The organism is Nitrospirota bacterium (genome assembly GCA_035516965.1).
GTDB lineage: Bacteria > Nitrospirota > UBA9217 > UBA9217 > UBA9217 > MHEA01.
On the sequence record DATIZR010000117.1, the window covers coordinates 35476 to 59770 of the forward strand.

Below are 24295 nucleotides of genomic sequence, written 5' to 3' on the forward strand. Positions count from 1 at the left end.
ATGATCCGTTATCCTTCCATAGATCCCGAAATCCTGCGCGTCGGACCTTTTGCGATCCGATGGTATGGACTCATGTATGTTCTGGGATTCGTCTCTTCGTACGTGCTTGTTCGCCATCAAGTGAAGAAACGGCGTCTCCCGCTCACGGGCGACTTTCTCGACTCCTTCTACTCCTCCCTCATCTTCGGCCTGATCATCGGGGCCCGTCTGGGCTATGTGCTCTTTTACAACCTGGCCTTTTACCTGCAGCATCCTCTCGATGTGTTCGCCCTGTGGCACGGCGGGATGTCTTTTCACGGGGGGTTCATCGGGAGTGTTCTGGCTGGAGTCTGGTGCTGCAAGCGGTTCAAGACGGACCCCTGGCTGGTGGCCGACCTCGTGGCGGTCACGGCTCCGATCGGGCTCGGGTTCGGCAGGCTTGGGAACTTCATCAACGGCGAGCTCTACGGCAGGATCACTGCCGTTCCCTGGGGCATGATCTTTCCCGGCGGAGGCCCGCTCCCGCGCCATCCGTCGCAGCTCTATGAATTCTGTCTCGAAGGAGTGGTCCTCTTCACGATCCTGTGGACGATCAAGGATAGGGTGCGTCAAACAGGCGTTGTCATTGCACTGTTCGTCTCACTCTACGGCATGCTCAGGATCGTCGGGGAGTTTTTCCGGGAACCGGACCCGCAGCTCGGCTACATCGCCGGTCCGTTCACCATGGGACAGGCGCTCAGCGCCTGCATGGTCCTTGCCGGCATTGTGCTGCTGTACTTCAGGTCGCATCGGGAAGCGCCGCCTTCCTGAGCGCTCCCTTGTGGTATACTAAGAATTACCAGGCGGTTAAGAGGACCCCTGATGTCCTCTATGACTGCCCGGAGTGCTGCTCAAAACTTCAAAGGGAGGCTCTCATGGATGCTCTGGAACTGGCAATGAGGATGGAAACGGACGCAATAGCCTTTTACACCGAGGCCGCTCGCAAGACCAGGTACCCGGCGGGGAAAAAGATGTTCGAAGCGATCACCCAGGATGAACGGCGTCACCTGGAAATGATCGCAAAGCTCGTGAAAGGCCTCCATATCACCCACAGCGATGTGACCCCCCTGCAGAATGTGAAGACCGTGTTCGAGGCGATGAAGTCCGAAATGATGCAGAAAGCCGAAGCGACCCAGGATGAGCTCGAAGCGTTCAGGATCGCCATGCGGATGGAAAAAGAAGGGATGGAGCATTATCAGAAGACCCTCGCGCACGCCACCAAGGACCTGGAGCGGACGTTCCTGGAACAGCTGATCCGGGAAGAGCAGCAGCACTACGACATTTTTGCCAATACCTACCAGTTCCTGTCCGATACGGGGAACTGGTTCATGTGGGAGGAACGGGGCATTGTCGAGGGCGGATGACCGGTATTGCGCGTCCCGGGTCCGTCCAGCGTTGCTCCACGAGAGGAGGAGCGATCATGGCATATACCACTGTTGCATTGCAGGATAAGATCATGGAGATGTATCCCGAGATCGGGGAACATCATCTGTTGCCGGCCGTAGAATTCGATGCGGAAAAGAATGCGTACCTGATCACGGTGAAGCGGGGGAAAGAGGCCCTGACGACACGTTTGGAAAAGAAGGACGCCGACGAGTGCATGAACGGACTCAAGTGTGTGTATCTCGGCGTTCAGATCGGGCAGTTCATCAGGAACTTTGACGAGCGGGAGGCATTCGGACGGGAAGCGGCATAACGCTGGCCCGCAGTCGGTACTCTCTGCCGGAAATACAAAGAGCCCGGACAAGGTCCGGGCTCGTGTTGTTTCTATCCGGTCGACGGTTCAGCAGGAGCTTTTGCACTTGCAGGTGAGCGCCATTTTTTTCGTTACCTTCTTGATCGTCATTCTATTCCTCCTCCTTTCTCGCGTGACGATGGTATATGGGCATCAGTCAGTGCTTAAAGTATACCATAGAGAGTACAGCGATAGGGGTCTTTTCCTCCCTCCCCGCTCATGAGCTCCGCACGGTAACGGCATCCTCCCCGGCACACCTCGATATAGTCGCAGTCGCAGGCAAGGTCCTTCAGGAGGACGGGTTTCATCTTCTGCCAGGCCGGCCTGAGTCCCTGATCTATAGTGCCGATCGCACGATCACCGTAAAAGGTGCATTTCGCGGCCTTTCCGTCTGCCATTACGGCCATCAGATGCAGTCCGCATCCGAAGCCCTGGCCTGAGGAATGAAGGCCGCCGCCAAATCCGTACCCCAGGTATTTGCCGCCCTCCTCGGGACTGACGACAAGCTCGGTGTGTTGCTTCAGCCGGCCTACAGCGCAGGGCACGTCAACGGTCCAGTCCTTGATCCCAAGGTCGCGGAACAACTTTTCCATTGCATCGAAATCCTTCAGATTGGCCCGATGCACCATGGTCGAGACCGATACATCGAAACCGGCATCGAGGGCGAGACGGATCGCCTGCAGGGTACGCGTGAACATGCCGGTGCCCCGGACGACATCGTGGGCCGCTTCCAGCCCGTCAATGCTGACCTGTATCTCGTCGGTCTTCAGCGACTTAAGCAACTCCTTCCGGAGCAGCACGCCGTTGGTGAACAGCACCTTGCGCAGGAAGAAGTCGGGAAGCATTTCGTTGATCTCGCTAAACCTGCTGTGCAACAGAGGTTCTCCTCCGGACAGGAGGAGGCGCAGCCCCTGCATCTCCTCGAACTCGGCCAGTATGCCGCGTATCTGTTCAGGCGAAAGTTCATTGCCCGCCCCTTCCCCGCTGTAGCAGTGCTTGCATCGCAGGTTGCAGGAATCGGTTATCTGGAGCTCCAGATAGCGCAGGGAGGGGACAGGGGCCTGCCGGAGCGCGGGTCGCCGTGAAACGATTTTTTTCTTGGTGAGAAGATCCTCATCCATGCAGTAGTCGATGAACGCCCCGTCCTTTGACCGGCAGCCTTCGCCGGTCATGCACCCTTTCATGAAGCGGAACGAATCGGCATCGAGCTCGTACAGCTCGTCATTGTCGATGTGATAGATCGCCGGTGTTTCCAGCCATTTCAGCACGGCCCGGCCCGAAAGATGATAGGTCATGGGGTTATTATAGCACCGGGCAGGTGAATTTGTTATAATGGGCGGGATGAGAAAAGATCAGGGTATCGGTAAAACACTGTGTTTGAATTTCTGTGCCTACTACAAGCCGGGCAGGAATGAAGAGCTTGCCTGCCGGGGGTATCGGGTCATAGAACGCCTTACGAAGCAGGGCAGGCGCATCCCCCTTGAGCGGAAGGAGCAGGAACGCGACGCCATGACCGATGACGCGGTCATCCGGAGACTGTGCGTTGCCTGTGATTTCAGGAAGGACGGCTGCGATTTCGCGATGGACCGGAAGGCGCAGCCTTGCGGCGGCTTTCTGCTCCTCGGTCAGCTTCTGAGAGCGGGCATCATCACGCCGGACGATATGGAGTGACGCTCGCGATCATTCCCACCAGAGAGAGAACGCACATGGACTATACCATAAAGATCGGCGGCGAGGCCGGCCAGGGAATACAGACCATCGGGGACACGATCGGACGGGTCTTTGCCCGCGCGGGTTATCACGTATTCAGCCACCAGGATTACGAGTCGAGGGTCCGCGGCGGCCACAATTTTTATCAGATACGAATTTCCGAACGGCCGATCGCCGCGTCGCGTCAGAACGTCGATATCCTGATCGCCCTGGACAAAGAGAGCATCCTGCGTCATGAGCAGGAGCTCGCAGAGAATGGGCGCGTCGTTTACGACTCTTCAACATTAAAAATGAAACCGGAAGGCCCTGCCTTTTTCGATGTCCCTTTTGTCGAGATTGCCGTCACGAGCGGCGGTGAACGCATCATGGAGAACACCGTGGCGACGGGCGCTGTGCTCGGGATGCTCGGCCTTGACATCGATTACCTGCTCACGAACATAGGCGAGACGTTCGCCAGGAAGGGTGAGAAGATCGTTGCCGGGAACAGGAAGGCGGCCATCGCCGGTTACGACTATGCCGTGAAGAACTGCACCCGGTGCTTATTCTCCTTGGGCGACGTCGCTTCTCCGCGGCCACGGATGCTGATCGGCGGCGTGGAGTCCATAGCGCTCGGCGCGCTTGCCTCGGGCTGCAGGTTCTACGCGGCCTACCCCATGACCCCGTCAACGGGCATCATGAACTATCTCGCGTCCAAGGAGCGGGAGTACGGCATCATCGTCGAACAGGCCGAGGACGAGATCGCGGCGATCAACATGGCCCTGGGCGCGTCCTTCGCCGGCGTCCGCGCCATGACCGGGACCTCGGGCGGGGGGTTTGCCCTGATGGCCGAGGGGCTGTCCCTCGCCGGCATGACCGAGACGCCCGTCGTGATCGCCATGGGCCAGCGACCGGGACCGGCAACGGGTTTTCCCACGCGGACCGAGCAGGGCGAGCTCCAGTTCCTTCTTTCCGCGGGGCATGGCGAGTTCCCCCGGATCATCTTCGCACCCGGAACGCCGCAGCAGGCCTTCCTGCTCATGAATAAGGCCTTCGATCTTGCGGAAAAGTTCCAGATCCCCGTTTTTGTTCTTTTTGACACTTACCTCTCGGACAGCCAGTGGACCATGGACGGGATCGACACGGACAGGACCGTTTATACCGATTACCGGCTGCGGGGCGGCGCGTTCGAGAATGTCGCCGACTACAAGCGGCATGCCTTCACCGCGAGCGGCGTATCCCCCTTCGGTGTTCCGGGCGATGCGAAACATATCGTTGTCACGGACAGCGATGAGCACGATGAGGAGGGCCATATCGTCGAGGACGCGGAGACGAGGGTGAAGATGGTCCAGAAGAGGCTGTTCAACAAGCTGCCCCTGATCCGGCAGGAGATCGCGCCTCCCTTCCTGTACGGCGATCACGATCCCGAGACCGTCCTCGTCGGCTGGGGGTCGACCTACGGAATGCTGAGGGAAGCCGTGGACGAAATTGCGAAGTCGCGGAGCATCGCCATGCTTCATTTCAGCGAGGTCTACCCGCTTCCGCTTCTTGAAAAGTTCGATTATGTCCGGTTCCTCGCCGATGCGAAGGTCGCGATATGCATGGAACAGAACGCAACGGGACAGTTCGAGCGGCTGATCCGCGGAGAGACCGGCTATGAGTTTACGACGCACATTCATAAGTTCGACGGCAGGCCGTTTTTGCTCGAAGAACTGGTAGGAGAGATCCGTGCCGCCCTTGGAAAGATATAAAGGCCAAACCCCCGCCTGGTGTCCGGGATGCGGAAATTTCCCGATCCTCAAAGCCTTCAATGAGGCCATGGCCGAGCTGGACCTGGAGCCCCACCAGGTGACCGTTGTTTCGGGCATCGGCCAGGCCGCTAAACTTCCCCACTATACGAGATGCAACACCTTCAACGGACTTCACGGAAGGGCGCTGCCGGTGGCTACCGGCATCAAGCTCGCGAACCATGCCATGCCGGTCATCGTCACGACCGGCGACGGCGACTGCTACGGCGAAGGCGGGAACCATTTCCTTGCCGCCATACGCCGGAACATCAACATCAAGCTCTTCGTTCACGACAACCAGATATACGGTCTGACCAAGGGTCAGCCTTCACCCACGACGGCGGAAGGCACTGTCGCGAAGAACGCTCCCCTCGGCGTCCTGTCGGAACAGTTCAATCCCATGGCCCTCGCCGTGGCCCTCGACTGCAGCTTCGCGGCACGCGCCTTTGCCGGAGACACCGGCCATTTGAAGGGGCTCATGAAGGAAGCGATGAACCACCGCGGGTTCGCTCTCATTGACATTCTGCAGCCCTGCGTGACCTTCAACAGGGTCAACACCTACGAATGGTACAGCAGGCGCGTCTATCACATCGAGCCCGGCTACGAGCCCGGAGACCGTGCCGCCGCGTTCACGAAAGCCCTCGAATGGGGGGACCGGATCCCGCTTGGCGTCATTTACCGCAATCACCGCCAGACCTTCGAGGAGCGGCTGCCGATGATCTCAGGCAAACCGCTTGTGCACCAGGCCTTCGACGCAACAAAGATCCGGACGACGATCAAGGAGTTTTATTAACAACCGCTTATGCGCAAGCTCAACAAAAAGCAGACCAGGAAAGCCGGCCTCCCTCCCGGGACCCTGTTGTACACCGGAGAGAGGAAGGAAGAGGCGGTCAAGATCCACGTCATCGATTACGACGAGTCGAACTTCCTCAAAACAGAGCTTTCTACCATCGAAGCGTGCATGCCTTACAAGAACAAGCCGACCGTCACCTGGATCAACATCGACAGCGTCCAGAATATCCCGGTGCTCGAAAAACTCGGCGAGTGCTTCGGGCTCCACCGGCTCGTGATGGAAGACATCGTGAACATTGACCAGCGTCCGAAAGCGGAGGATTACGGCGAATACCTGTTCGTCGTGCTCAAGATGCTGTCGAGCGGCAAGAATGGCGATATCGTCACCGAGCAGATCAGCATCATCTTCGGCGCAAATTTCGTCCTCTCCTTCCAGGAAGGGATCGAAGGCGATGTGTTCAACCTGATCCGCGAACGGCTCAGGAGCGGCAAGGGCCGTATACGGAAGATGGGCGCCGACTATCTGGCCTACTCGCTTCTCGATGCGGTCGTGGACAACTACTTCGTGATCCTCGAAAAGTTCGGCGAGAAGCTCGAGGTGCTCGAAACGGAATTGATCGAGAATCCGACACAGAAAACCGTGCAGCGGATCTACCAGTTGAAGAGAGAGCTGATATTCCTGCATAACGCGGTCTGGCCTTTGCGGGAGGTCGTGAGCGCCCTGGGGAAGCACGAGTCGCCGCTCATCCGGGAGGCGACGGTCCCGTATTTTCGGGACGTGTACGACCACGTGATCCATGTGATCGACAGCGTGGACATCTACCGGGAGATGATCTCCAGCATGCTCGACATGTACCTTTCGAGCGTGAGCAACCGGCTGAACGAGGTGATGAAGGTCCTGACGGCGATCTCGTTGATCTTTATGCCGCTCACCTTCATCGTCGGCGTGTACGGGATGAACTTCAAATACATGCCCGAGCTCGAGTGGCGGTACGGGTATTTTCTCACGCTCTTGGTAATGCTCGGCATCGGTGTCTCGATGTTCTTTTACTTCAAACGCAAGAAGTGGCTGTGAGAGGTCAAACCTTCCTGCCGGGGAAGGGGAACACCGTTCTCAATATCCCGTCTGATACCTCATCCTCACCCGGTAGGTGAGCTTTACTTCCTTGTCTCTGGGAACGGGGATGTTGAATTCCGCTGCGAAGGCCTCGGTCTTCTTATACTCGTGGGAGGAGTTCAGCATGATCCAGTCCCCGGGGACCGGTTCCACGACCTTTACCATCACGTCCTCCTTCTTATGGTTCCTGAGCGAGATCTCGAAGGCCGCTTCATAGGTGTCTGAGGCGATCTTTTTCCAGTCCGTCTGCTTCCTGCTTCCGACCACGTCAAAGGCATCGCCGAGCTTGATCCTGATCTTCTCGTCCCTGGGCGTATGGTCGATCGAGTCCTCACCTACGAACTGGAGACTTCCTTCCTTGTCGGCTTTGTAGACCCGCACCGTGCCCTTGGGCAGGGGTATGCCGAGATTGTTCTCCTTCCTATTCCGGATCTCCACGAACACGCCGATCTTCTGGTTTGACATGACATAGCCGAAGCGATTGTAGTAATAATAGTTTGCGCCGGAGTATAAAAGCTCCTTCTTGACCGGAATGTCGTCGGCAGCCACCAGGCTGATCTGTTTGGTCTGGTTGTCCTTGACCGTCGCGGGTCGTTCAAGAGTATATATATGGTACTCGAAGAACGAATCCTCTTTAAACTGCGGTGCCGCAGCTTTCGCTGCCACTTCGGCGGCAAGAATCATCCTGTCCTCATACACGTGTTTGTCCTTCACGCGGTTCACGTCGCCAGCCACGAGCTTGAGCCTGGCATCCTTATACGTTGCTCCGCTCTTGTTGTCGATGGTCACCCATCCCGCCAGGGCCGCCTTATCATCCTTGTCGTTCAGCGTGACCACATAATCGGATTGCCAGTTGATGCCGTTCGTGAGATAGGACGCCTCAATCCTCTGAGTTGTCGGCAGGCTGTTCTCGAGCATCCAGACGAGGGTCGGCTTGGCGTTGAGATTTTCAGGCACGCCGGGGAAGATGATCCTGCCGGGATGGCCGAAGGTGATTTCGTCGCCGATCTTGAAGATGGGCTGGCCGTTGTTCGATAGAAGTGTGGCCGTAACGATCTCCTCACGCTCGGTGTACGGATTTATCGTAAAAAGCTTCACCTCTTTGCCCACGTACTTGTCGAGGAGCTTTTGGGGGTTCAGGAGGTCGTACTCGTAATTCTGCTCGAGGACCTGAAGGCTCTCGGGATTGACGAGCGATTTGATATGTACGCTCGTCGGCATGATCTGCGAAGCCACATCCATGAACCGCAGGTTCCCTGCGCCTTTGAACAGCTTGATCTGCCGCTGGTCCTTCACCAGCCCGAGGTTGACGTTGTAGATGGTCAGCGCCATCCCGGTCTGATCGTCCAGAGTGCTTGTTGCTGCCCCGTTTTTTGCTTCCTTATTTTCTGCTGATGAATCCGAACCATAACCGGCACCGAGCAGGATCATTACCGCTGCAACCGCAATGAATCTTTTGATTTGCATGATGAACCTCCTTTGTTACTGAATTGAACCGCTCTTGGCGAATGAGACAAAGGAGGTGCGGGAAAAGTTCCCGGCGGGGGAATGGCTGGCTTGTTAATTTGTTCCTGCAGTAATATCAAGGACCTTCAGGAGGACGGTTGTATGGTGGTGCCCCGTATGGGCATGAAATAGTGTGCCTCGCACGGTCACCTGTCTCGCGAGGAGAGAACGATACTCATCATATTTTGCTGAATCCAACACCAATTGCATTTCAGCTATGCCGAATTCCGGCTGATTCAATTCATTGTTCGCATCTGCGGATAAGCAAATTGGTCTGTCCAATTTCAATATCCAATAGGTCTCCCGCTCATTGCCTGACCCAATGCTTTCATAATTGGGTTTCCCTGGAAAGTCTTTTTTGTTGATGATGCCGGCAAGCGAAACTATATTCGGCTCATAAGGGAGACATTCCGCATCTTTATCCGCTCCTGCTGCGGCCATGTTCCGCCCCGCCGGAGCAGCGGATTTTAGTTTCGCCTCCGCCTGAGGTGCCGCGCCAGCCAATTGTACCGACTGCTCTCGCGCGACGCTCGGCCCAGCGGCTTGTGGTGATGCTGCGCGTCTTTCCGGATGAGCTTCATTTTTTGATGGCGCTGGAGTAGGAGCAGGTGCAGTCCGGCCTTCGGGTACCGGCGGCGCGGGTTTTTCGTACTCCTGCCTCATGTCCAGAGCCTTATACGCCGGCTTTTGCAGCACCTGTTTCCCGTGGGTGGAATTATCGGCTTTGCCAAGTTCGTCCTTAGCAGTTGCCGGAGGAGAAGTTTCCGCTTTTGGAGAGAACTCCTGGGTAGGCGACTCGGCGTATTTTGCCGGCTGGTTGTTTTGATACATAAAGAACACCATCACCGCAAGGAGCATAACGCCCAGGGTTTCGAGCGGCAACTTGACGTGGAGCGGGAAGAACAGCCGGTGGATGAACCACTTCTTCTCCGCTTCGGCGCGTACCTTTGCCATGATCTTCTGCGTCATCCACGCAGGCGGCTCCACTTCTTCTATATTTTTCATGTGCTCGACGGTCGTCTCAAGTTCTCTCAAGGCCTCGCTGCACAGCGGACAGGTCTTGAGGTGTTCTTCGATCACTGCATTCTCTTCGGGCGTGACCGCACCGTCCATATATTCTGACAACTTATGTCGTATATCGTTGTGATCCATTACAAATCTCCCATTGCCTTTTTCAGACAATCCTTAACTGCCTCGCGCGCACGGAAGAGGCGGGACTTGACCGTGCCCTCGCGTATTTTCAGAATACTCCCGATCTCATCATAGGAAAAGTCCTGCACATCCCTTAGCACGATTACCTCCCGGAATTCCGGGTCCAGGGCCTCGATGCACCCTTGCACATTGTTCCGGATGTCCTGATTCTCCAGCCGGTCGAGCGGGGACGGCTCATTTGATGGCAGACCCCTGGACATTTCTCCGTCATCGGTTTGCACAGGATCGTCCAGGGAGAAAGCCACGCGCCTTTGCCGGGCCCTGACCTGCTTCAGCCTGTTCTTCGCATGGTTCAGCGTTATTGTCGTAAGCCAGGTCGAGAACTTCGAATCGCCCCGGAACGTCTTGATGTTCCTGTGGGCCGAGACGAAAGCATCCTGTACTACTTCGCACGCCTCGTCGTAGTCGCCGATCAGCCTGAACGCGATGTTCAGCATCCTTTTCTGGTGCTTAGTCACGAGCTGTTCAAAAGCGTCCAGGTCGCCTTGACGGGACTGTGCGACGAGTTCGGCATCGTCACCCGCCGTCGGCATGCCGGTTACACCATTATTATAAGACAATCCAGCGAGGGGATTTGTTTCATTGACCATGATAAAAACGATTCTAGCCCAACAAGTTTACTTTTGCATCAGCAAAATGCTAATATATAATTAATTAAACCGGTAAGAGGAGGTCTGCCGTGACAAACAAAGTCGTTATTTACGGGAAGCAGGGTTGACCCTATACCAGCAAGGCTCGTGAAGCCTTCGGGGACAGGGCGGTTTATTTCGACGTGAAGGCTGATAAGGCCAGGCTTGATGAGATGCTCAAAATTACCAAGGGTGTGCGGAACGTTCCGGTCATTGTCGAGGACGGAAAGACAGCGGTCGGCTACGGAGGATCGTGAGGAATATGAGATCCGGCAGTTTGCCGGAAGGTGTATAATATACATCCGGGCGGCTGAATTAATAATTCCTCTTTTAAAAGGAGATGGGTGGATTGGACAACAAGTATTTCCTTGAGAAAGACGACTCGGTTCTCCTCATTGTGGACATTCAGGACCGCCTTGCGACGGTCATGCAGGAGCGGGACCGGGTGGTCAGGAATTGCCTGAATCTGATCGAGCTGGCGAAGATGATCAACGTGCCGGTTGTCGTGACCGAACAGTATCCCAAGGGGCTGGGACATACCGTCGCCGAGATCCAGTCAGCTCTGCCGGCATATCAGCCGATCGAGAAGACGTCGTTCAACTGTTGCGGCGAGCCGACATTCATCGAGGCGGTCAGGAAGCTCAGGAGAAAGAAGGTCGTCCTGGCCGGCATGGAGACACACATCTGTTGCCTCCAGACAACGATAGGGTTGCTGCAGGACGGGTTCATGCCTCACGTGGTCCAGGACGCGGTTTGCTCACGGACCACAGAGAATTGGAAGGCCGGGCTGGAGTATATGCGAGACGTCGGGGCGGTCATCAGTTGCACGGAAACGGTACTGTTCCAACTCTTGAAAGTTGCGGGTACCGAGGAGTTCAAGAAAATATCGCAGAGAATAAAATAAGGTTATTGACCACGGATGAACATGGTTAAAAAATTGACCTGACACAGGACCCCGTTTCTTAAACCGTGTGCGAAGCCGGTGGTTGATCCAGAGGTGGCATCATGGCTGAAGAACAATTTCCTGAAGAAGTACAAAAAGTCATCAAGGACACCTTTTTCAAGGACCTCAGGGAAAAGGTCATGGTAGAGGTTTATACCAAGACCGGGATGAACGACCAGTTCAATGAAGCCGCCGTTTCGCTCATGAAGGCCCTGTCAATGCTGTCCGACAAGCTAGCGGTTTCATTTCACCAGGTCGGGGACGACCTCTCGATCAAACGGGACGTGCACCGGTCCCCGACGGTCCTCATCGCACCCGACAAATACCGGATGCGCTATTCCGGAGCGCCGCTCGGCGAGGAGGGGCGGTCGCTGCTCATCGCGATCCTGATGGCCTCCACGGGCAAGAGCATTCTCACCGCGCCGACCATGGAGCGGATCGCGGGTCTGAAGGAAAAAAGGGACATCCAGGTATTCGTTACGCCGACCTGCCCCTACTGCCCGCAGCAGGCGCTCACCGCCTTTTCTGCCGCGATCGTGAAGCCCGACCTGGTATCGGCGGAGATCGTGGAGCTCTACGAGAACCCGGACCTTGCCGAGAGCCTCGGATCCATGTCGGTGCCGCAGACCGTCATCAACGGCACGTTCACGGGCATCGGCCTGCAGCCCGAGGAGCTGTTCGTCGAATCGCTCCTCACCCTGAAAGAGCCCGAATATGTTACGGAACAGATCTCGACGGAACCCATCGAGCGGGACCTCGTGATCGTCGGCGCGGGCCCCGCTGGCCTCACCGCCGCGATCTATGCGGTACGTGCCGGGTTGAGCACCGTCGTGGTCGAGCGCGAGATGATCGGCGGTCAGGTGGCCATCACGCCCGTGGTCGAGAACTACCCTGGCTACATGCGGATCGGCGGCAAGAGCCTCGTTGACCTGATATCGCAGCAGGCGATCCAGTATGCTGACGTTCATGTGGGAGAGCAGGTGAAAGAGATCAGCCGCGAGCAGAAGGACGGCAGGTTGCACATCAAGACCAACCGGGCGGTCTACATCACCAAGGGCATCGTCCTCGCGACAGGCGTGGGCAACCGGGCGCTCGGCGCGGCCGGCGAGAAGAGGCTGTACGGCAGGGGGGTCAGCTACTGCGCCACCTGCGACGGCTACTTCTTCAAGGAAGGGAAGCCGGTGATCGTCGTGGGAGGCGGCAACACGGCTGTCACCGATGCGCTCTACCTCCATAATATCGGCGCGAAGGTCACCCTCGTGCACCGGCGGGAGTTGCTGCGGTGCGAGGCAAAACTGCAGGAGAGCCTGAAGCAGACGGGAATCCCGGTCTTATGGAACAGCGAGGTAAAGGAGATCGTCGGCGACAAGACCGTCAGGTCCGCGGTGATCGAGAACAACAAGACGAAAGCCGTGACGGAACTTCCTGCCGAGGGCGTGTTCGTCGCGATCGGCTACGTGCCGAACAACGAGATCGCCAAGGCGCTCGGGCTGGAGCTCACGGCCGAGGGATATGTCAAGGTGGACCTCACCACCATGCGGACAACGATGCCCGGCGTGTATGCGGCAGGCGACATCACCGGAAGCATGAAGCAGATCGTGGTGGCCGTGGGGCAGGGATCGATGGCGGCCATGAGCGCCTTTGAGGACATATCCAGCCTCTCCTTCACAGGAGCAGGAAGAGAAGGAACGATAGGCGGCGTCCTGACAAAAGTCTGATGCTTTTGCAAAGCCCGGCGATCGGCAGTTGTCGGGTTCTTATGCTCACTTCAGTTTGAACGATGACAAATATCTGACGTTGTCCTCGGAATCGATGAGCTCCTTTGGCGCGATGAGCATGATTTGATACAATCGCTGCCGGACCAGGTAGGCACGAACCTTCAACATCCCTTTTTCGGGGACTTCGACCGTGATCTCCCTCCCGGAGTGACCGCCCTCAAGAAACAGGTATTGTTCGCTCAGCAGCTTCCCCTTGCTGTTCGCGACGGCGCCGTCCCGGCCGCCATCGAGGACCTTGTCCGGCGAAACGCGGGTTATGGCATCCGGGTAATCGGTGTAGATGACAATATATGCCGTTCTGTTCCGGACTTCCCGCGAGAACATGTGCATGTCGAGGAGGCCGGCGGCGGTGCTCACTTGTTTTTTCTCCTGTGCTGGTGTTCCGGGCATCAGGATCGAAAAATTTCCTTCCGGCGAAGAAAACTCCGCCCACGAAGGCGTTTCCGGAATAGAGGCTTTGCTGAGAAGCGCTTTGCCGGGTGCGGAAAAGAGAAGAACTGCGGCTGCGGTTGCCGCAACGACAACGGCGATCGCCCATCCGAAGGATGAACTTTTCTTTTCCGCTGTCTGCACATTGGCGCCATCACTGACCGGGGAAGCTCCCGGGGGACGCGTCAGCCGCTCGGCTTTCCATTGCTCATACTCTTCGCGTGTCTTGAATTTCGGTACGGGGGCGGGAGTGCTCTTGGCGGCGGGCGTGGCCGGAGCATCGGCGTTGCTGTGATAGTCAAAGGTGCCCGTCACACCCTGATAAAAATAATATCCGAAGAGCGCAGCAAGAGGAAATCCCGCAAGCGAACCGGTTTCCTTCCAGAGGTAGATCTTGCTGCCGATAAAATAAATCAGCATAATGACGGCACAAGTCCTGCTTTTTTTATAGATTCCGAAGGACAAGCCGAATATCAACACGGCATCGACAAGGTTCAAGGCCGTGAACCCCATGATGCTGTGTCCGGACATCGCCGCGAGCGTTACGATCAGTGTCAGGACGCCCGATATGATGCCCGCCATCCAGGCCTTTTTGATTGCCACATCAGCAGTGGTCTGATCCATGGGTATCCACTCCTCCTCAGTATGATCATCACAACCAGGAGCGATTGATCGAGCATACTCTGTGCCGGAAAGCAGAAAGAAACGAGTGCCGCGCGAACCCGCGCAGCCGGAATACTGCTCGAGAACCTTATATTCTACTGGAATTTCACCTTCGGAGCTTCCTTCTCCGCCTGGGGAATCTCGTAGTACTGCGCCTCGCTGACCCCGGCGAAGGCGGCGATGAACCTTCCCATGAACGACCGCCGGTAGGTGTTCAGCGTCCTCACATCGTCGTTATACCGCTTCCGCTCCACCGCGATCCTGTTCTCGGTGCCCTCCAGACTGTCCTGCAGCTTGAGGAACGACTCATTCGCCTTGAGCTGCGGGAAGCTCTCCTGCAGCAGGAGGAGCCGGGAGATCGCACCCTCAAGCTGCTGCGAAGCCTGGATCTTGTCCTTCACGGTCTGCGCCTGGAAATATTTCGTTCGCGCGTTCGCGATGTTCTCGAAGGTTTCCTTCTCGTGTTTGGCGTACCCCTTCACGGTCTCGACCAGGTTCGGGATCAGGTCGTAGCGCCGCTTCAACTGGTTCTCGACCTGCGCCCACTGGGATTTGACCTGTTCGTCCATGGCGATGACCCGGTTGTATTGGCCCACGCCCCAGAAGATCACGCCGAGTGCAATGACCGCGATGACCGCAAGGAGAATGAGCATAGACTTGATTCCACTGTTCATGAGAACCTCCTTAAGAATAAAAATATATTTTTGTCCAGCCACTCTCCCGCTGTCTTCTCGGCAGAAAGGAGAGGGAACTTTAAAAGCAAGACAACCCATCCCCACCTTGGTCCTCCCCTTGAAAGGGAGGAAAGTAATCGAAAACTCACCGTCTCCTTTGCGAAAGAGAGAAGACTGCTCGAAAACTCACCCTCTCCTTCAAGGAGAGGGACGGGTGAGGATGGGTCTCCTGTTCCCGGAAACTTCCCATCATGGTTTTTCCGCACGGAGAGAGGGAATCGGCAAGGAGGGTCTTACTTGCATGGCCCTACCATCCTCCCGAGGCGCCCCCTCCGCCTCCGGAGCCACCGCCTCCACCGCCAAAACTGCCGCCCCCGCCCCCGAAGCCGCCACCGCCTCCGGACCAGCCGCCGCCTCTGCCGGTCATGTTGGCCGCGAGGAGCATGAGCAAGCACTGACGCGGATGGGTTATGAAAAGGATCAAGCCGACCACGATAAAGATGCCGAAGATCACGCTATTCAGGGTCCCGAGCGGTCTGCCCGTCGCTGTGCGTGGCTGTTGAATGCGCGACAGCCCGGTGATCTCAACGCCCTCATGGCCAGCGATGGTCCCGATCACCGCCTGTGTTGCTGCAAAGATCCCGGTACTGTAATCGCCCTTTCGGAAATAGGGGACCAGATATTCCCTTCCGATCGTCCCTACGAGGCTGTCCGGCAGCACGCTCTCGAGCCCGTAGCCGACCTCGAAGCGGTACTTTTTGTCCTTCACCGCGACAGCGAGCAGGACCCCGTTGTCCTTGCCCTTCTGTCCGAGCTTCCACCGCTCCTTGGTGGTGAAGGCGAACTCTTCGATGCCCTGGCCGTCAAGGCTCTGGACGGTCAGGACGAGGACCTGTGCGCCGGTCTTCCGCTCAAGCTCCTGCAGCAGCGCGTTCAGCCGGACTTGCACGTTGTCAGCCACGACCCCAGCAAGATCGACGACGTAGTCCCGGGGCACGGCGGGGGGCTCGGGCGTTGAAGCCGCGGAGAACGAGGCGGACAGCGGAACCAGGACCAGAATGAGGATGAGAAGCCTGTTACGAAGGGAGATCATCGATCATCTTTCTCACTGCTTCCAGTGCCTGATAATACCGCTCGAACATCTCGCGGAGCCCCTGCCCGGACGGTTTGATGCGACCGTTCTTCAAGGCGAGGAGGTCGCCAAAGATGACCGTCTGGACCCCGCAGCACGCGGCGAACCCGGAAATGACGTCGGTCCGCGCGATGGGCGGCTCCTTGCCGAGCAGCACGATGACGGCCCGGAAGAACGCCATGGAGCCGGTGAACGACTTGACGAGGATCGATGCGAGACGATCTTTTTCCCCAAGCGACGAAATGTATCCCTGCCGCAGGCCGATCTGCCTGGTCTTTGTCTCGCGCTCGCACTGCAGCCGGAGGTGGGTCCTGTTCAACTCGAGTCCCGCGAAAACATCGTCGCCAAAGATTGTTTTATGGATCAGCTTGAAATCGAGGAACTCGACGGGAAACGCGTCGAGCGAGTCGCGGATATATTCCGGCGTCATGACGAGCGGAGCGGCGATCCTCTTTTTCCCGTACCTGCTTCCGAGGGGCGCGAGGAAATGGAGGAACTTCAGGTCCATATCCTGCAGAACGACAACGGAGTTGATGTCCGAGAGCTTTTCATCGTAGTCCGGGATGACGGCGCTCCCTACGACATGGAAGGAATGGATGTTCGCTCCATGCTCCCGCAGCATGTCATCGATCATGGGCGCGATTTTTTGGGCAACGGAAGGGATGAGTCCGCTCAAGTCTGGTTTTTTCATAGTGGGTCATTATAGCATATGCAGGTTCCTGGTAGTTCGTCTTTTTTCGCATCCTTTGATATACTTTACACACCGTACCGGAAAGAGATATGAGGCACATTTGAACGACAGAGGTCGCAGAGGAAACCGGGCCAGGCCAAGCGAGATATTTGTCCCAATCACAGGAAGTGAGGACACATTCAATCACGGGCTTCACGCGGGCTGCGCTGCACAGATGAGACTTCTAAAATGTCGAGCGGGTTCTTCCGTGGTCATGACGGGAGGGGGGGTGTCGCTTGGAGTCTATTGAAAAGAAGATCGGAAGAACGACAATGCGCCTTGTTTCAGCCGACCTCACCGAGCGCGACGTGGACGCCATCGTGAACGCTGCGAACAGCCACCTCCAGCACGGAGGCGGGGTGGCCGGCGCGATCGTGAGAAAGGGCGGCCGGGTGATCCAGGAGGAGAGCGACCGGATCGGCTACGTTCCCGTGGGCGGCGCTGCCATGACCACGGGAGGTAAACTGAAGGCCCGCTCCGTTATCCACGCCGTGGGGCCGCGGATGGGAGACGGCGATGAAGACAGTAAATTGAAGAAGGCGATCAACAGCGTGCTGGATCTCGCAACCGGGAGGAGGCTAACGAGTATCTCAGTGCCCGCCATCAGCGCCGGCATCTTCGGCTTCCCGAAGGACCGGTGCGCGCAGATCCTCGTGGGAGAGACTGCGGCATTCCTGAGGAACAGCCCGGAGACCTCGCTCGAAATCGTCGAGTTCTGCATATTTGATCAGGAGGCGTTCGGGTTGTTTCAGAAAGAGATCGAACGGATATAAAGAGAGGGAAAAGCTGCTGCATTACCTTGAAAAATGTCAGGATGAGGGTCGCCGGAATCTGAATAAAGAGGCAGGTCTGGCTCAATACCTCGGAAACTTGCTATGATATAATAACAGGGGGATCGCGTTAGAACGATCGACCTTACGACGTGTTTCTTCGTGGGTAACGCTTGCCTCTTCCTGAAGCCGGCTCATCAAGCGTGTCTGCACTACTGCAGAGGTGTACCCATAATTTTAATGCATGATCAAGGAAAGGCAACTGCCTTTGAAGATGCAGGTACGTCTGCTGATACAAGAGTGGTTAAGCTTGCCTTTTCATAAAAGGAAGGAATAATGCCCAAGTTTGCAGCGAATTTGACGATGCTCTTTACCGAAGTCCCGTTTATGGAGCGGTTTGCATCGGCAAGGGACGCAGGATTTTCAGCCATCGAATATTTATTCCCTTACGGATTCGATGCGGTCGAACTGAAAGCTCGGCTGAGGCAAAACAGGTTAACACAAGTTTTGTTTAATCTCCCCGCCGGAAAATGGGAGGAAGGTGAGCGGGGAATTGCCGCAAATCCGGAACGAGTCGAAGAATTTCGTGCCGGAGTTGCAAAAGCAGTGGAGTATGCTCTTGAACTCGGGGTGGGCGGTCTGAATTGTCTGGCTGGTAAGAGAATACGTGGGTATGATGACGACACACACTGGTCGACACTGGTCGGGAATGTGCGCTTTGCGGCAAAAGTGATGCAAGAAAAAGGTTTGCGACTGATGGTTGAATCGATTAATCACTTCGATATTCCCGGTTTTCTTCTTAACCGGACCGAGCAGGCACTGAAACTTATTGACGATGCGGAGATGCCGAACGTCTTTTTGCAGTATGATGTCTATCACGCTCAAAGGGAGGAAGGCGAACTGGCAGCCACATTACGAAAACATATCGATAAAATCGGCCATATCCAGATAGCCGATAATCCCGGGCGCCATCAGCCCGGTACGGGGGAAATAAACTATCCGTTTATTTTAAAAGAAATCGACGCATCAGGGTACCGCGGACATGTCGGCCTTGAATATGTGCCTATTCCTGACAGCAAGTCCTCTCTTGCCTGGATAACAGAATTCGGCTACAAACTCTGACTTGGACTGTAGAGGCCTTTAATCCGTCTTAATCAAATCATTAAGGAAGACGCAGGTAAAAATATGAAAATCGGTTTTATAGGTCTTGGGATCATGGGGAAACCCATGAGCAGAAATTTGTTGAAAGCCGGCTATCAGCTTGTCGTTTTCAATAGAAGCAAGGGCGCAATGAATGAACTTGTCGCTGCCGGGGCAAGCGCTGCAACGAGTCCCAGGGAAGTGGCGGAGCGGGCAGAGGTCGTCGTTACGATGCTGCCCAATTCCCCCCATGTCAGGGAAGTGGTTTTGGGGGAAGCTGGTGTTATCGAAGGCGCAGCAAAGGGTTCTGTTGTTATAGATATGAGCTCCATAGCTCCGTTGGTGAGCCGTGAAATAGCCGCCAGGCTTGCTGAGAAAGGCATAGAAATGCTTGATGCTCCCGTGAGCGGCGGAGAGCCCAAGGCCATCGAGGGCACGCTTTCCGTGATGGTGGGCGGCAAGAAAGAGATTTTTGACAAGTGCTACCCTGTCATGAAAGCCATGGCAGGTTCCGTTGTGCTTGTCGGAAGCTCGGGAGCCGGCAATATCGCCAAACTGGCGAACCAGGTCATCGTTGCGCTCAATATCGCCGCAGTGTCCGAGGCCCTTGTGCTGTCTGCCAAAGCTGGTGTGGACCCGGACCTTGTCTATCAGGCCATCCGCGGCGGACTTGCCGGCAGCGCTGTGCTGGATGCCAAAGCCCCGCTCATGATGGACCGTAAATTCAATCCGGGGTTCCGGATCGACCTGCACATTAAGGATCTCAACAATGTCCTGGAGACCTCGCACTCGATCGGAGTGCCGTTGCAGCTTACCGCCTCCGTTATGGAGATTATGCAGGCCCTTAAAGTCGACGGCCTGGGTAATGCGGATCATGGAAGCGTGGTCCGCTTTTATGAAAAATTGGCCGGCATTGAGGTAAAACGGTGATAACAGGCGGGAGTGTCCGCCCGGGACATAGGTAGGGAAATAAAAAGATCTGACAGGAGGAAGAACATGATGGAATCGAAGAATCTTATCAAAGTTGTATCTGTCGCCTTATTATCGTTGCTGCTGGTCCTCGTATTCTTCGTATCCGCGCAAGCACAGCAGAAGGTGATCAAGATCGGCGCGGTCTATCCCCTGACCGGCAATATCGCCTCGACCGGCCTGGATTGCAAGAGGGGCGTCGATCTCGCGGTGGATATTATCAACGGGAAATACGATCTTGATCTCCCCCTGGCGAAGACTGAAGGGCTGCCGAACCTGGGCAACGCAAAAATCGAGATTGTCTATGCCGATACCAAGGGGGACCCGAAAAACGGAATGTCCGAGGCTGAAAGACTCATAACTTCGGAAAAGGTCGTTGCTATGATCGGGGCCTACCAGAGTGCTGTGACAAAAACCGCCAGCCAGATGACCGAAAGGCTGACGATTCCCTATGTATGCTCGGATTCTTCCTCTCCCACGCTGACGGACAGGGGATTCAAGTACTTTTTCAGGGTCAGCCCCCACGACGACATTTTTGCCCGGAACCAGTTCCAGTTCCTGAAGGACCTGGAAAAGAAGACGGGACAGAAAGTTCAGAACGTAGCTGTGCTTTACGAAAATACGGAATTCGGCTCCAATGCAGGCAGGGCCTACAAGAAATATGCCGCTGAATTCGGTTATAACGTGGTTGCCGATATAACATACGCGGCCAACGCAACAGACGTGACCAGCGAAGTGGGCAAGCTCATCGTAAGCAAACCGGACGTACTGATGCACGCATCGTATATCACCGATGCCATTCTCTTTACCAAGACGTTCAAGGATATGGGTTTTCAGCCGAAAGGCATTATGACCATGGCTGGTTATATCGAGCCGGGCTACCTGGCTGCGATAAAAGCCGATGGCAACTACATAATTGTCCGGTCGACCTTTGCACTCGATCTGGCCAAGAATAAACCGCTCGTTGCCAAGGTCAACGAACTTTTTAAGAAAAAGTACGGAATAGACATGAGCGAAAATGCAGCCCGGAGCTTCATGGCCCCCTTTGTCCTCGCCGAGGCCATGAACCGGGCGAAGTCCACAGATCCGGCAGCTATTGTAAAAGCTCTTCATGAGACGAACATACCCGGCAACCAGACCATCTACCCCTGGGAGGGGATCAAGTTCGACCCGCAAACAAACCAGAACATCTATGCCAGAGGAACGCTTGTTCAGATACTCAATCAGGAATATGTAACGATCTGGCCTTTTGACTCGGCCTCGAAGCAGGTAGTCTGGCCGTTCCCGGCATGGAAAGACAGAAAGTAGAGAGGGGATCGATCGATGCCTGATCAGGTGCTTCAGCAGATTGCCGATGGCTTATTAATCGGCTTGATGTATTCATTGGTCGCCATCGGGTTGACTCTTATCTGGGGAGTTATGAACATCGTGAATTTCGCCCATGGCGACTTTCTGATGCTCGGGATGTTCACGTCCTTCTGGCTCTTTACCCTGTACGGCATCGATCCCATTTTTTCCATCCCCATAAGTTTTATCTGCATGTTTGTCCTGGGTACGCTGATCTACCGCTTTATTGTTAGCAAGGTGATGAAAGGTCCCATGCTGGCCCAGCTGGTGGTGACCTTCGGAGTGAGCATCTTCATCTCCAATCTTGCCGTTTATTTCTGGACCCCGGATTTCCGGCTTTTGCCGGCAACCATACTCCAGGGCGCGTGGCAGATCGGCGGCGTCAACCTCAGTGTTCCCAAGGTCGCAGCTTCCTTCGGGAGCGTAATCGCGTCTGTCTGCGTGTTTTTGTTCCTGAAAAGGACGAAAACCGGCAAGGCAATTTTGGCGACCGAAATGGACCGCGATGCGGCCCTGCTCATGGGGATCAATACCGAGCGCATCAACTCGCTTTCGTTCGGAATCGGTGCGGCCCTCGTCGGCGTGGCGGGGGCCTTCTTATCCACGTATTACTACATCTATCCCCAGGTGGGAGGTCTGTTCGGGACCATCGCTTTTTGCGTCGTGGCCCTTGGCGGGTTCGGCAGCATTGAGGGGGCGTTTATCGCCGGCATACTGGTAGGACTGGCACAGACATTAGGTGGATTCTTCTTTGATCCGTCTTACAAGTATGCCATCGTCTTCTCGATATATCTCATAACAATCTGGATAAGGCCGCAGGGTCTCCGGGGGTGGTAGCGCATGCGTAATTTTACGGTTCGGCAGATCATTGCGGGACTTGCCACCCTCCTGCTGCTCATTTTCTTTCCCCTGGTTGTCCGCCAGTCCTTTCACATTCATGTAATGATCCTTGTGTTCATGTTCGCCATGCTGGGCGTTGCGTGGAACATCATGGGCGGCTATGCCGGTATGTATTCTTTCGGGCAGGCGGCCTTTTTCGGTATCGGCGCTTATACTTCTTCCTATCTGTCTGTCGTCTACGGGGTCAACCCGTGGATAGGACTCGTCGCAGGGGGGTGCGCCGCTGCTCTGGTGGCTGCAGCGATCGGGTATCCCTGTTCCAAACTGCGGGGCCACTATTTTGCGATCGCCAGTATCGCATTTGCTGAAATCGTCAGGATTGTCTTCAACAACTGGAAAGCCGTGGGCGCGGCGGAAGGTCTGTCGTTGTCCATGCAGAACGAGTCCTTCGCCAACTTTCTGTTCAACTCTTCAAAACTGCCTTATTACTATATCATGCTTGTCTTTCTTCTGATTTCTCTGGCAGTTTCTTATTTCGTCGCCACCTCTAAAATGGGCTACTATTTCCGCGCGATCAAGGAGAGCCATCAGATTGCGGGATCCCTGGGTGTTGACGTCGTTTTGTACCGTCTCATAGCTATTATGACAAGCGCCTTCCTGAGCGCCATGGCAGGCACATTTTACGCGCAATATATTCTTTACATAGATCCCGGGAGCGTCATGCTTCTCGCCACGTCCATCCAGATCGTTCTCATCGCGATGCTGGGAGGTGCGGGGAGCATCATGGGGCCCGTGATCGGCGCGGCAATACTCATACCTGCATCGGAATACACGCGTGTCACGCTCGGGTACAAGGGAACGGGCATGGACATGGTGATATACGGGCTATTGATCACGCTCATTTCCATGTACTACCCCGAAGGGGTCTGGAAGCTTTTAGCCAGGATAGGCAGGAAAATGAAATGAACAAGGCCATCTGTTTGAACGTCTCGGGGTTGTCGAAGCGGTTCGGCGGCCTGGCCGCGAACAACGACATCCACTTCTCCGTGGAGGAAGGGGAAATCGTCAGCATTATCGGTCCCAACGGGGCCGGAAAATCCACCCTGTTCAACTGCGTGACCGGGTTCTATAAACCGGACGGCGGCAATGTTTCCTTCTATGGCAGGGACATAACAGGCATGCGGCCCGACAAGGTCTGCAACCTCGGCATCGCGCGCACGTTCCAGATTGTGGAGGTGATCGGCGAGATGACGGTCCTTGAAAACGTTACGACGGGTATGCTGTTGCGTTATCGCCGGATCAAGCCTGCCATGGAAAAGGCCGCAGAAATACTGTCTTTCACGGGTCTTTATGAGAAAAAAGACTTCCTCGGGACGGAGCTGACCATTGCTGATAAAAAGAGGCTGGAGGTCTCCATGGCGCTGGCCACGCAGCCGCGATTGCTCATGCTGGACGAATCCATGGCCGGACTTACGAAAGTCGAGTTGCGGGAGATCATCGATCTCATCAGGAAAATCAGGGACAAAGGAATGACCCTGATCGTCGTCGAGCACGTGATGGAGGCAGTCATGCAGATCTCCGACCGTGTCGTTGTCCTGAACACAGGTAAAAAAATCATGGAAGGCACACCAAAAGAAGTAAGCTCGAACCGGGAAGTCATTCAAGCATATCTGGGGGACAAGTACGGTGCTATCCTTAAATAATATTTCCGTGGGCTACAAGGGACTCATGGCTGTTCAGGATATTTCCTTCAGTATCAACGAGGGAGAGATCGTCAGCCTTATCGGTTCCAACGGTGCCGGAAAATCCACCATCGTCAAAACCATTGCGGGTCTTATTCATCCCTGGAAAGGGGAAATTCTGTTCAAGAATGCCCCGATCCATCAGGTTCCGCCTTTTGATATCGTAACAAAGGGCATCTCCATGATTCCCGAGGGCAGGAAGCTCTTTGGCCGCCTGTCTGTCCTGGACAATCTCCTGTTAGGGGCCTATACCGTCCAATCCAGGAGTGATGTTGAAAAGAACCTGCATAGCGTCTTCAATCTGTTTCCCATATTGAAGGAACGGCAGGAGCAGCGCTCAGATACATTCAGCGGCGGAGAGCAGCAGGAACTGGCCATTGCACGGGGACTTATGTCCAATCCTTCGCTGCTCATACTGGATGAGCCTTCGCTGGGGCTGGGGCCAAAGCTGGTCTCGGACATTTTCCGGATCGTCAAAGAGATCAATGCCCAAGGCGTCACGGTGCTGCTTGTTGAACAGAATGTCTATGAAGCACTTGATATTTGCACTCGCGCCTGCGTTCTGCAAACAGGCCGCATAGTCATGGAAGGACAAGGGCAGGAATTGCTGAAGAGCGATCAAGTGAGAGAGGCATACCTCGGGATGTGAAGGGAGA

At 55.7% G+C, this 24295-nt stretch carries 26 protein-coding genes; 18 read left to right on the plus strand and 8 right to left on the minus strand.

Annotated features, from left to right (window positions below; translation table 11 throughout):
* Window positions 1-3 precede the first annotated feature (3 nt).
* From lgt to VL197_17065, 3 genes are all read left to right on the plus strand, one after another.
* Entirely contained in the window at window positions 4-789 is a 786-nt protein-coding gene (lgt, locus tag VL197_17055) for a prolipoprotein diacylglyceryl transferase (GenBank protein HUJ19699.1), read from the plus strand.
* A 104-nt stretch (window positions 790-893) separates the two neighbouring features.
* Window positions 894-1382 carry a ferritin family protein gene (locus VL197_17060; GenBank protein HUJ19700.1) on the plus strand — a complete coding sequence of 163 codons (489 nt, stop codon included), beginning with the start codon at window positions 894-896 and terminating at the stop codon, window positions 1380-1382.
* Window positions 1383-1438: 56 nt separating this feature from the next.
* The gene (locus tag VL197_17065; protein HUJ19701.1) at window positions 1439-1714 is read left to right on the plus strand and encodes a hypothetical protein; all 276 of its coding nucleotides are present in this window, start codon (window positions 1439-1441) and stop codon (window positions 1712-1714) included.
* Between the two features lie 203 nt (window positions 1715-1917).
* Here VL197_17065 and VL197_17070 read toward each other — a convergent pair whose 3' ends face one another.
* Window positions 1918-3048, minus strand: coding sequence for a radical SAM protein (locus tag VL197_17070; GenBank protein ID HUJ19702.1), 1131 nt, complete (start codon window positions 3046-3048; stop codon window positions 1918-1920).
* Window positions 3049-3094: 46 nt separating this feature from the next.
* Here VL197_17070 and VL197_17075 point away from each other — a divergent pair, with 46 nt between their 5' ends.
* Genes VL197_17075 through corA form a run of 4 tightly spaced genes read left to right on the plus strand, consistent with a single transcriptional unit; the run spans window position 3095 to window position 7093 of the window.
* Window positions 3095-3424 (plus strand): hypothetical protein, encoded by a 330-nt coding sequence (locus VL197_17075; protein ID HUJ19703.1) that lies wholly within the window; start codon window positions 3095-3097, stop codon window positions 3422-3424.
* A 35-nt stretch (window positions 3425-3459) separates the two neighbouring features.
* Entirely contained in the window at window positions 3460-5190 is a 1731-nt protein-coding gene (locus VL197_17080; GenBank protein ID HUJ19704.1) for a 2-oxoacid:acceptor oxidoreductase subunit alpha, read from the plus strand.
* A complete protein-coding gene (locus VL197_17085; protein HUJ19705.1) occupies window positions 5168-6019 on the plus strand; it encodes a 2-oxoacid:ferredoxin oxidoreductase subunit beta in 852 nt (283 codons plus the stop codon). The genes VL197_17080 and VL197_17085 overlap by 23 nt, the downstream gene beginning before the upstream one ends.
* Before the next feature lie 9 nt (window positions 6020-6028).
* Entirely contained in the window at window positions 6029-7093 is a 1065-nt protein-coding gene (gene corA, locus VL197_17090) for a magnesium/cobalt transporter CorA (protein ID HUJ19706.1), read from the plus strand.
* Window positions 7094-7132: 39 nt separating this feature from the next.
* Here corA and VL197_17095 read toward each other — a convergent pair whose 3' ends face one another.
* The 3 genes from VL197_17095 to VL197_17105 form a co-directional block, all read right to left on the minus strand.
* The gene (locus VL197_17095; protein ID HUJ19707.1) at window positions 7133-8602 is read right to left on the minus strand and encodes a DUF4139 domain-containing protein; all 1470 of its coding nucleotides are present in this window, start codon (window positions 8600-8602) and stop codon (window positions 7133-7135) included.
* Window positions 8603-8695: 93 nt separating this feature from the next.
* Window positions 8696-9793, minus strand: a complete 1098-nt coding sequence (locus VL197_17100; protein ID HUJ19708.1) for a DUF2275 domain-containing protein — start codon at window positions 9791-9793, stop codon at window positions 8696-8698.
* The gene (locus tag VL197_17105; GenBank protein HUJ19709.1) at window positions 9793-10386 is read right to left on the minus strand and encodes a sigma-70 family RNA polymerase sigma factor; all 594 of its coding nucleotides are present in this window, start codon (window positions 10384-10386) and stop codon (window positions 9793-9795) included. The genes VL197_17100 and VL197_17105 overlap by 1 nt, the downstream gene beginning before the upstream one ends.
* Window positions 10387-10532: 146 nt before the next feature.
* Between VL197_17105 and VL197_17110 the strand changes: the two genes are divergently transcribed.
* The 3 genes from VL197_17110 to VL197_17120 all read left to right on the plus strand — a co-directional run bounded on the left by VL197_17110 (window position 10533) and on the right by VL197_17120 (window position 13143).
* Window positions 10533-10739, plus strand: a complete 207-nt coding sequence (locus VL197_17110; protein HUJ19710.1) for a UXX-star (seleno)protein family 1 — start codon at window positions 10533-10535, stop codon at window positions 10737-10739.
* 83 nt (window positions 10740-10822) lie between these two features.
* Window positions 10823-11386, plus strand: coding sequence for a hydrolase (locus tag VL197_17115; protein HUJ19711.1), 564 nt, complete (start codon window positions 10823-10825; stop codon window positions 11384-11386).
* Between the two features lie 101 nt (window positions 11387-11487).
* Window positions 11488-13143 carry an FAD-dependent oxidoreductase gene (locus tag VL197_17120; protein ID HUJ19712.1) on the plus strand — a complete coding sequence of 552 codons (1656 nt, stop codon included), beginning with the start codon at window positions 11488-11490 and terminating at the stop codon, window positions 13141-13143.
* Between the two features lie 45 nt (window positions 13144-13188).
* Here the strand turns inward: VL197_17120 and VL197_17125 are convergent, their stop codons facing one another.
* The 4 genes from VL197_17125 to VL197_17140 all read right to left on the minus strand — a co-directional run bounded on the left by VL197_17125 (window position 13189) and on the right by VL197_17140 (window position 16792).
* Window positions 13189-14256 (minus strand): hypothetical protein, encoded by a 1068-nt coding sequence (locus tag VL197_17125; GenBank protein ID HUJ19713.1) that lies wholly within the window; start codon window positions 14254-14256, stop codon window positions 13189-13191.
* A gap of 134 nt (window positions 14257-14390) precedes the next feature.
* Complete coding sequence (locus VL197_17130; GenBank protein ID HUJ19714.1) at window positions 14391-14969, minus strand: LemA family protein; 579 nt, start codon at window positions 14967-14969, stop codon at window positions 14391-14393.
* Between the two features lie 307 nt (window positions 14970-15276).
* Complete coding sequence (locus tag VL197_17135; protein ID HUJ19715.1) at window positions 15277-16062, minus strand: TPM domain-containing protein; 786 nt, start codon at window positions 16060-16062, stop codon at window positions 15277-15279.
* Window positions 16046-16792, minus strand: coding sequence for a hypothetical protein (locus tag VL197_17140; protein HUJ19716.1), 747 nt, complete (start codon window positions 16790-16792; stop codon window positions 16046-16048). Before VL197_17140 ends, VL197_17135 begins: the two co-directional genes overlap by 17 nt.
* Before the next feature lie 311 nt (window positions 16793-17103).
* On the opposite strand from VL197_17140, the gene VL197_17145 reads away from it, so the two are divergent.
* From VL197_17145 to VL197_17180, 8 genes are all read left to right on the plus strand, one after another.
* Window positions 17104-17604 (plus strand): macro domain-containing protein, encoded by a 501-nt coding sequence (locus VL197_17145; protein ID HUJ19717.1) that lies wholly within the window; start codon window positions 17104-17106, stop codon window positions 17602-17604.
* Between the two features lie 333 nt (window positions 17605-17937).
* Entirely contained in the window at window positions 17938-18723 is a 786-nt protein-coding gene (gene hyi, locus VL197_17150; protein HUJ19718.1) for a hydroxypyruvate isomerase, read from the plus strand.
* A gap of 63 nt (window positions 18724-18786) precedes the next feature.
* Window positions 18787-19671 carry a 2-hydroxy-3-oxopropionate reductase gene (gene garR / locus VL197_17155; GenBank protein ID HUJ19719.1) on the plus strand — a complete coding sequence of 295 codons (885 nt, stop codon included), beginning with the start codon at window positions 18787-18789 and terminating at the stop codon, window positions 19669-19671.
* Between the two features lie 66 nt (window positions 19672-19737).
* Complete coding sequence (locus VL197_17160; GenBank protein HUJ19720.1) at window positions 19738-21018, plus strand: ABC transporter substrate-binding protein; 1281 nt, start codon at window positions 19738-19740, stop codon at window positions 21016-21018.
* A 15-nt stretch (window positions 21019-21033) separates the two neighbouring features.
* A complete protein-coding gene (locus VL197_17165) occupies window positions 21034-21894 on the plus strand; it encodes a branched-chain amino acid ABC transporter permease (GenBank protein HUJ19721.1) in 861 nt (286 codons plus the stop codon).
* 3 nt (window positions 21895-21897) lie between these two features.
* A complete protein-coding gene (locus VL197_17170; GenBank protein HUJ19722.1) occupies window positions 21898-22863 on the plus strand; it encodes a branched-chain amino acid ABC transporter permease in 966 nt (321 codons plus the stop codon).
* Window positions 22860-23600 carry an ABC transporter ATP-binding protein gene (locus VL197_17175; protein ID HUJ19723.1) on the plus strand — a complete coding sequence of 247 codons (741 nt, stop codon included), beginning with the start codon at window positions 22860-22862 and terminating at the stop codon, window positions 23598-23600. The genes VL197_17170 and VL197_17175 overlap by 4 nt, the downstream gene beginning before the upstream one ends.
* 25 nt (window positions 23601-23625) lie before the next feature.
* Window positions 23626-24288 (plus strand): ABC transporter ATP-binding protein, encoded by a 663-nt coding sequence (locus VL197_17180; GenBank protein ID HUJ19724.1) that lies wholly within the window; start codon window positions 23626-23628, stop codon window positions 24286-24288.
* Window positions 24289-24295 lie beyond the last annotated feature (7 nt).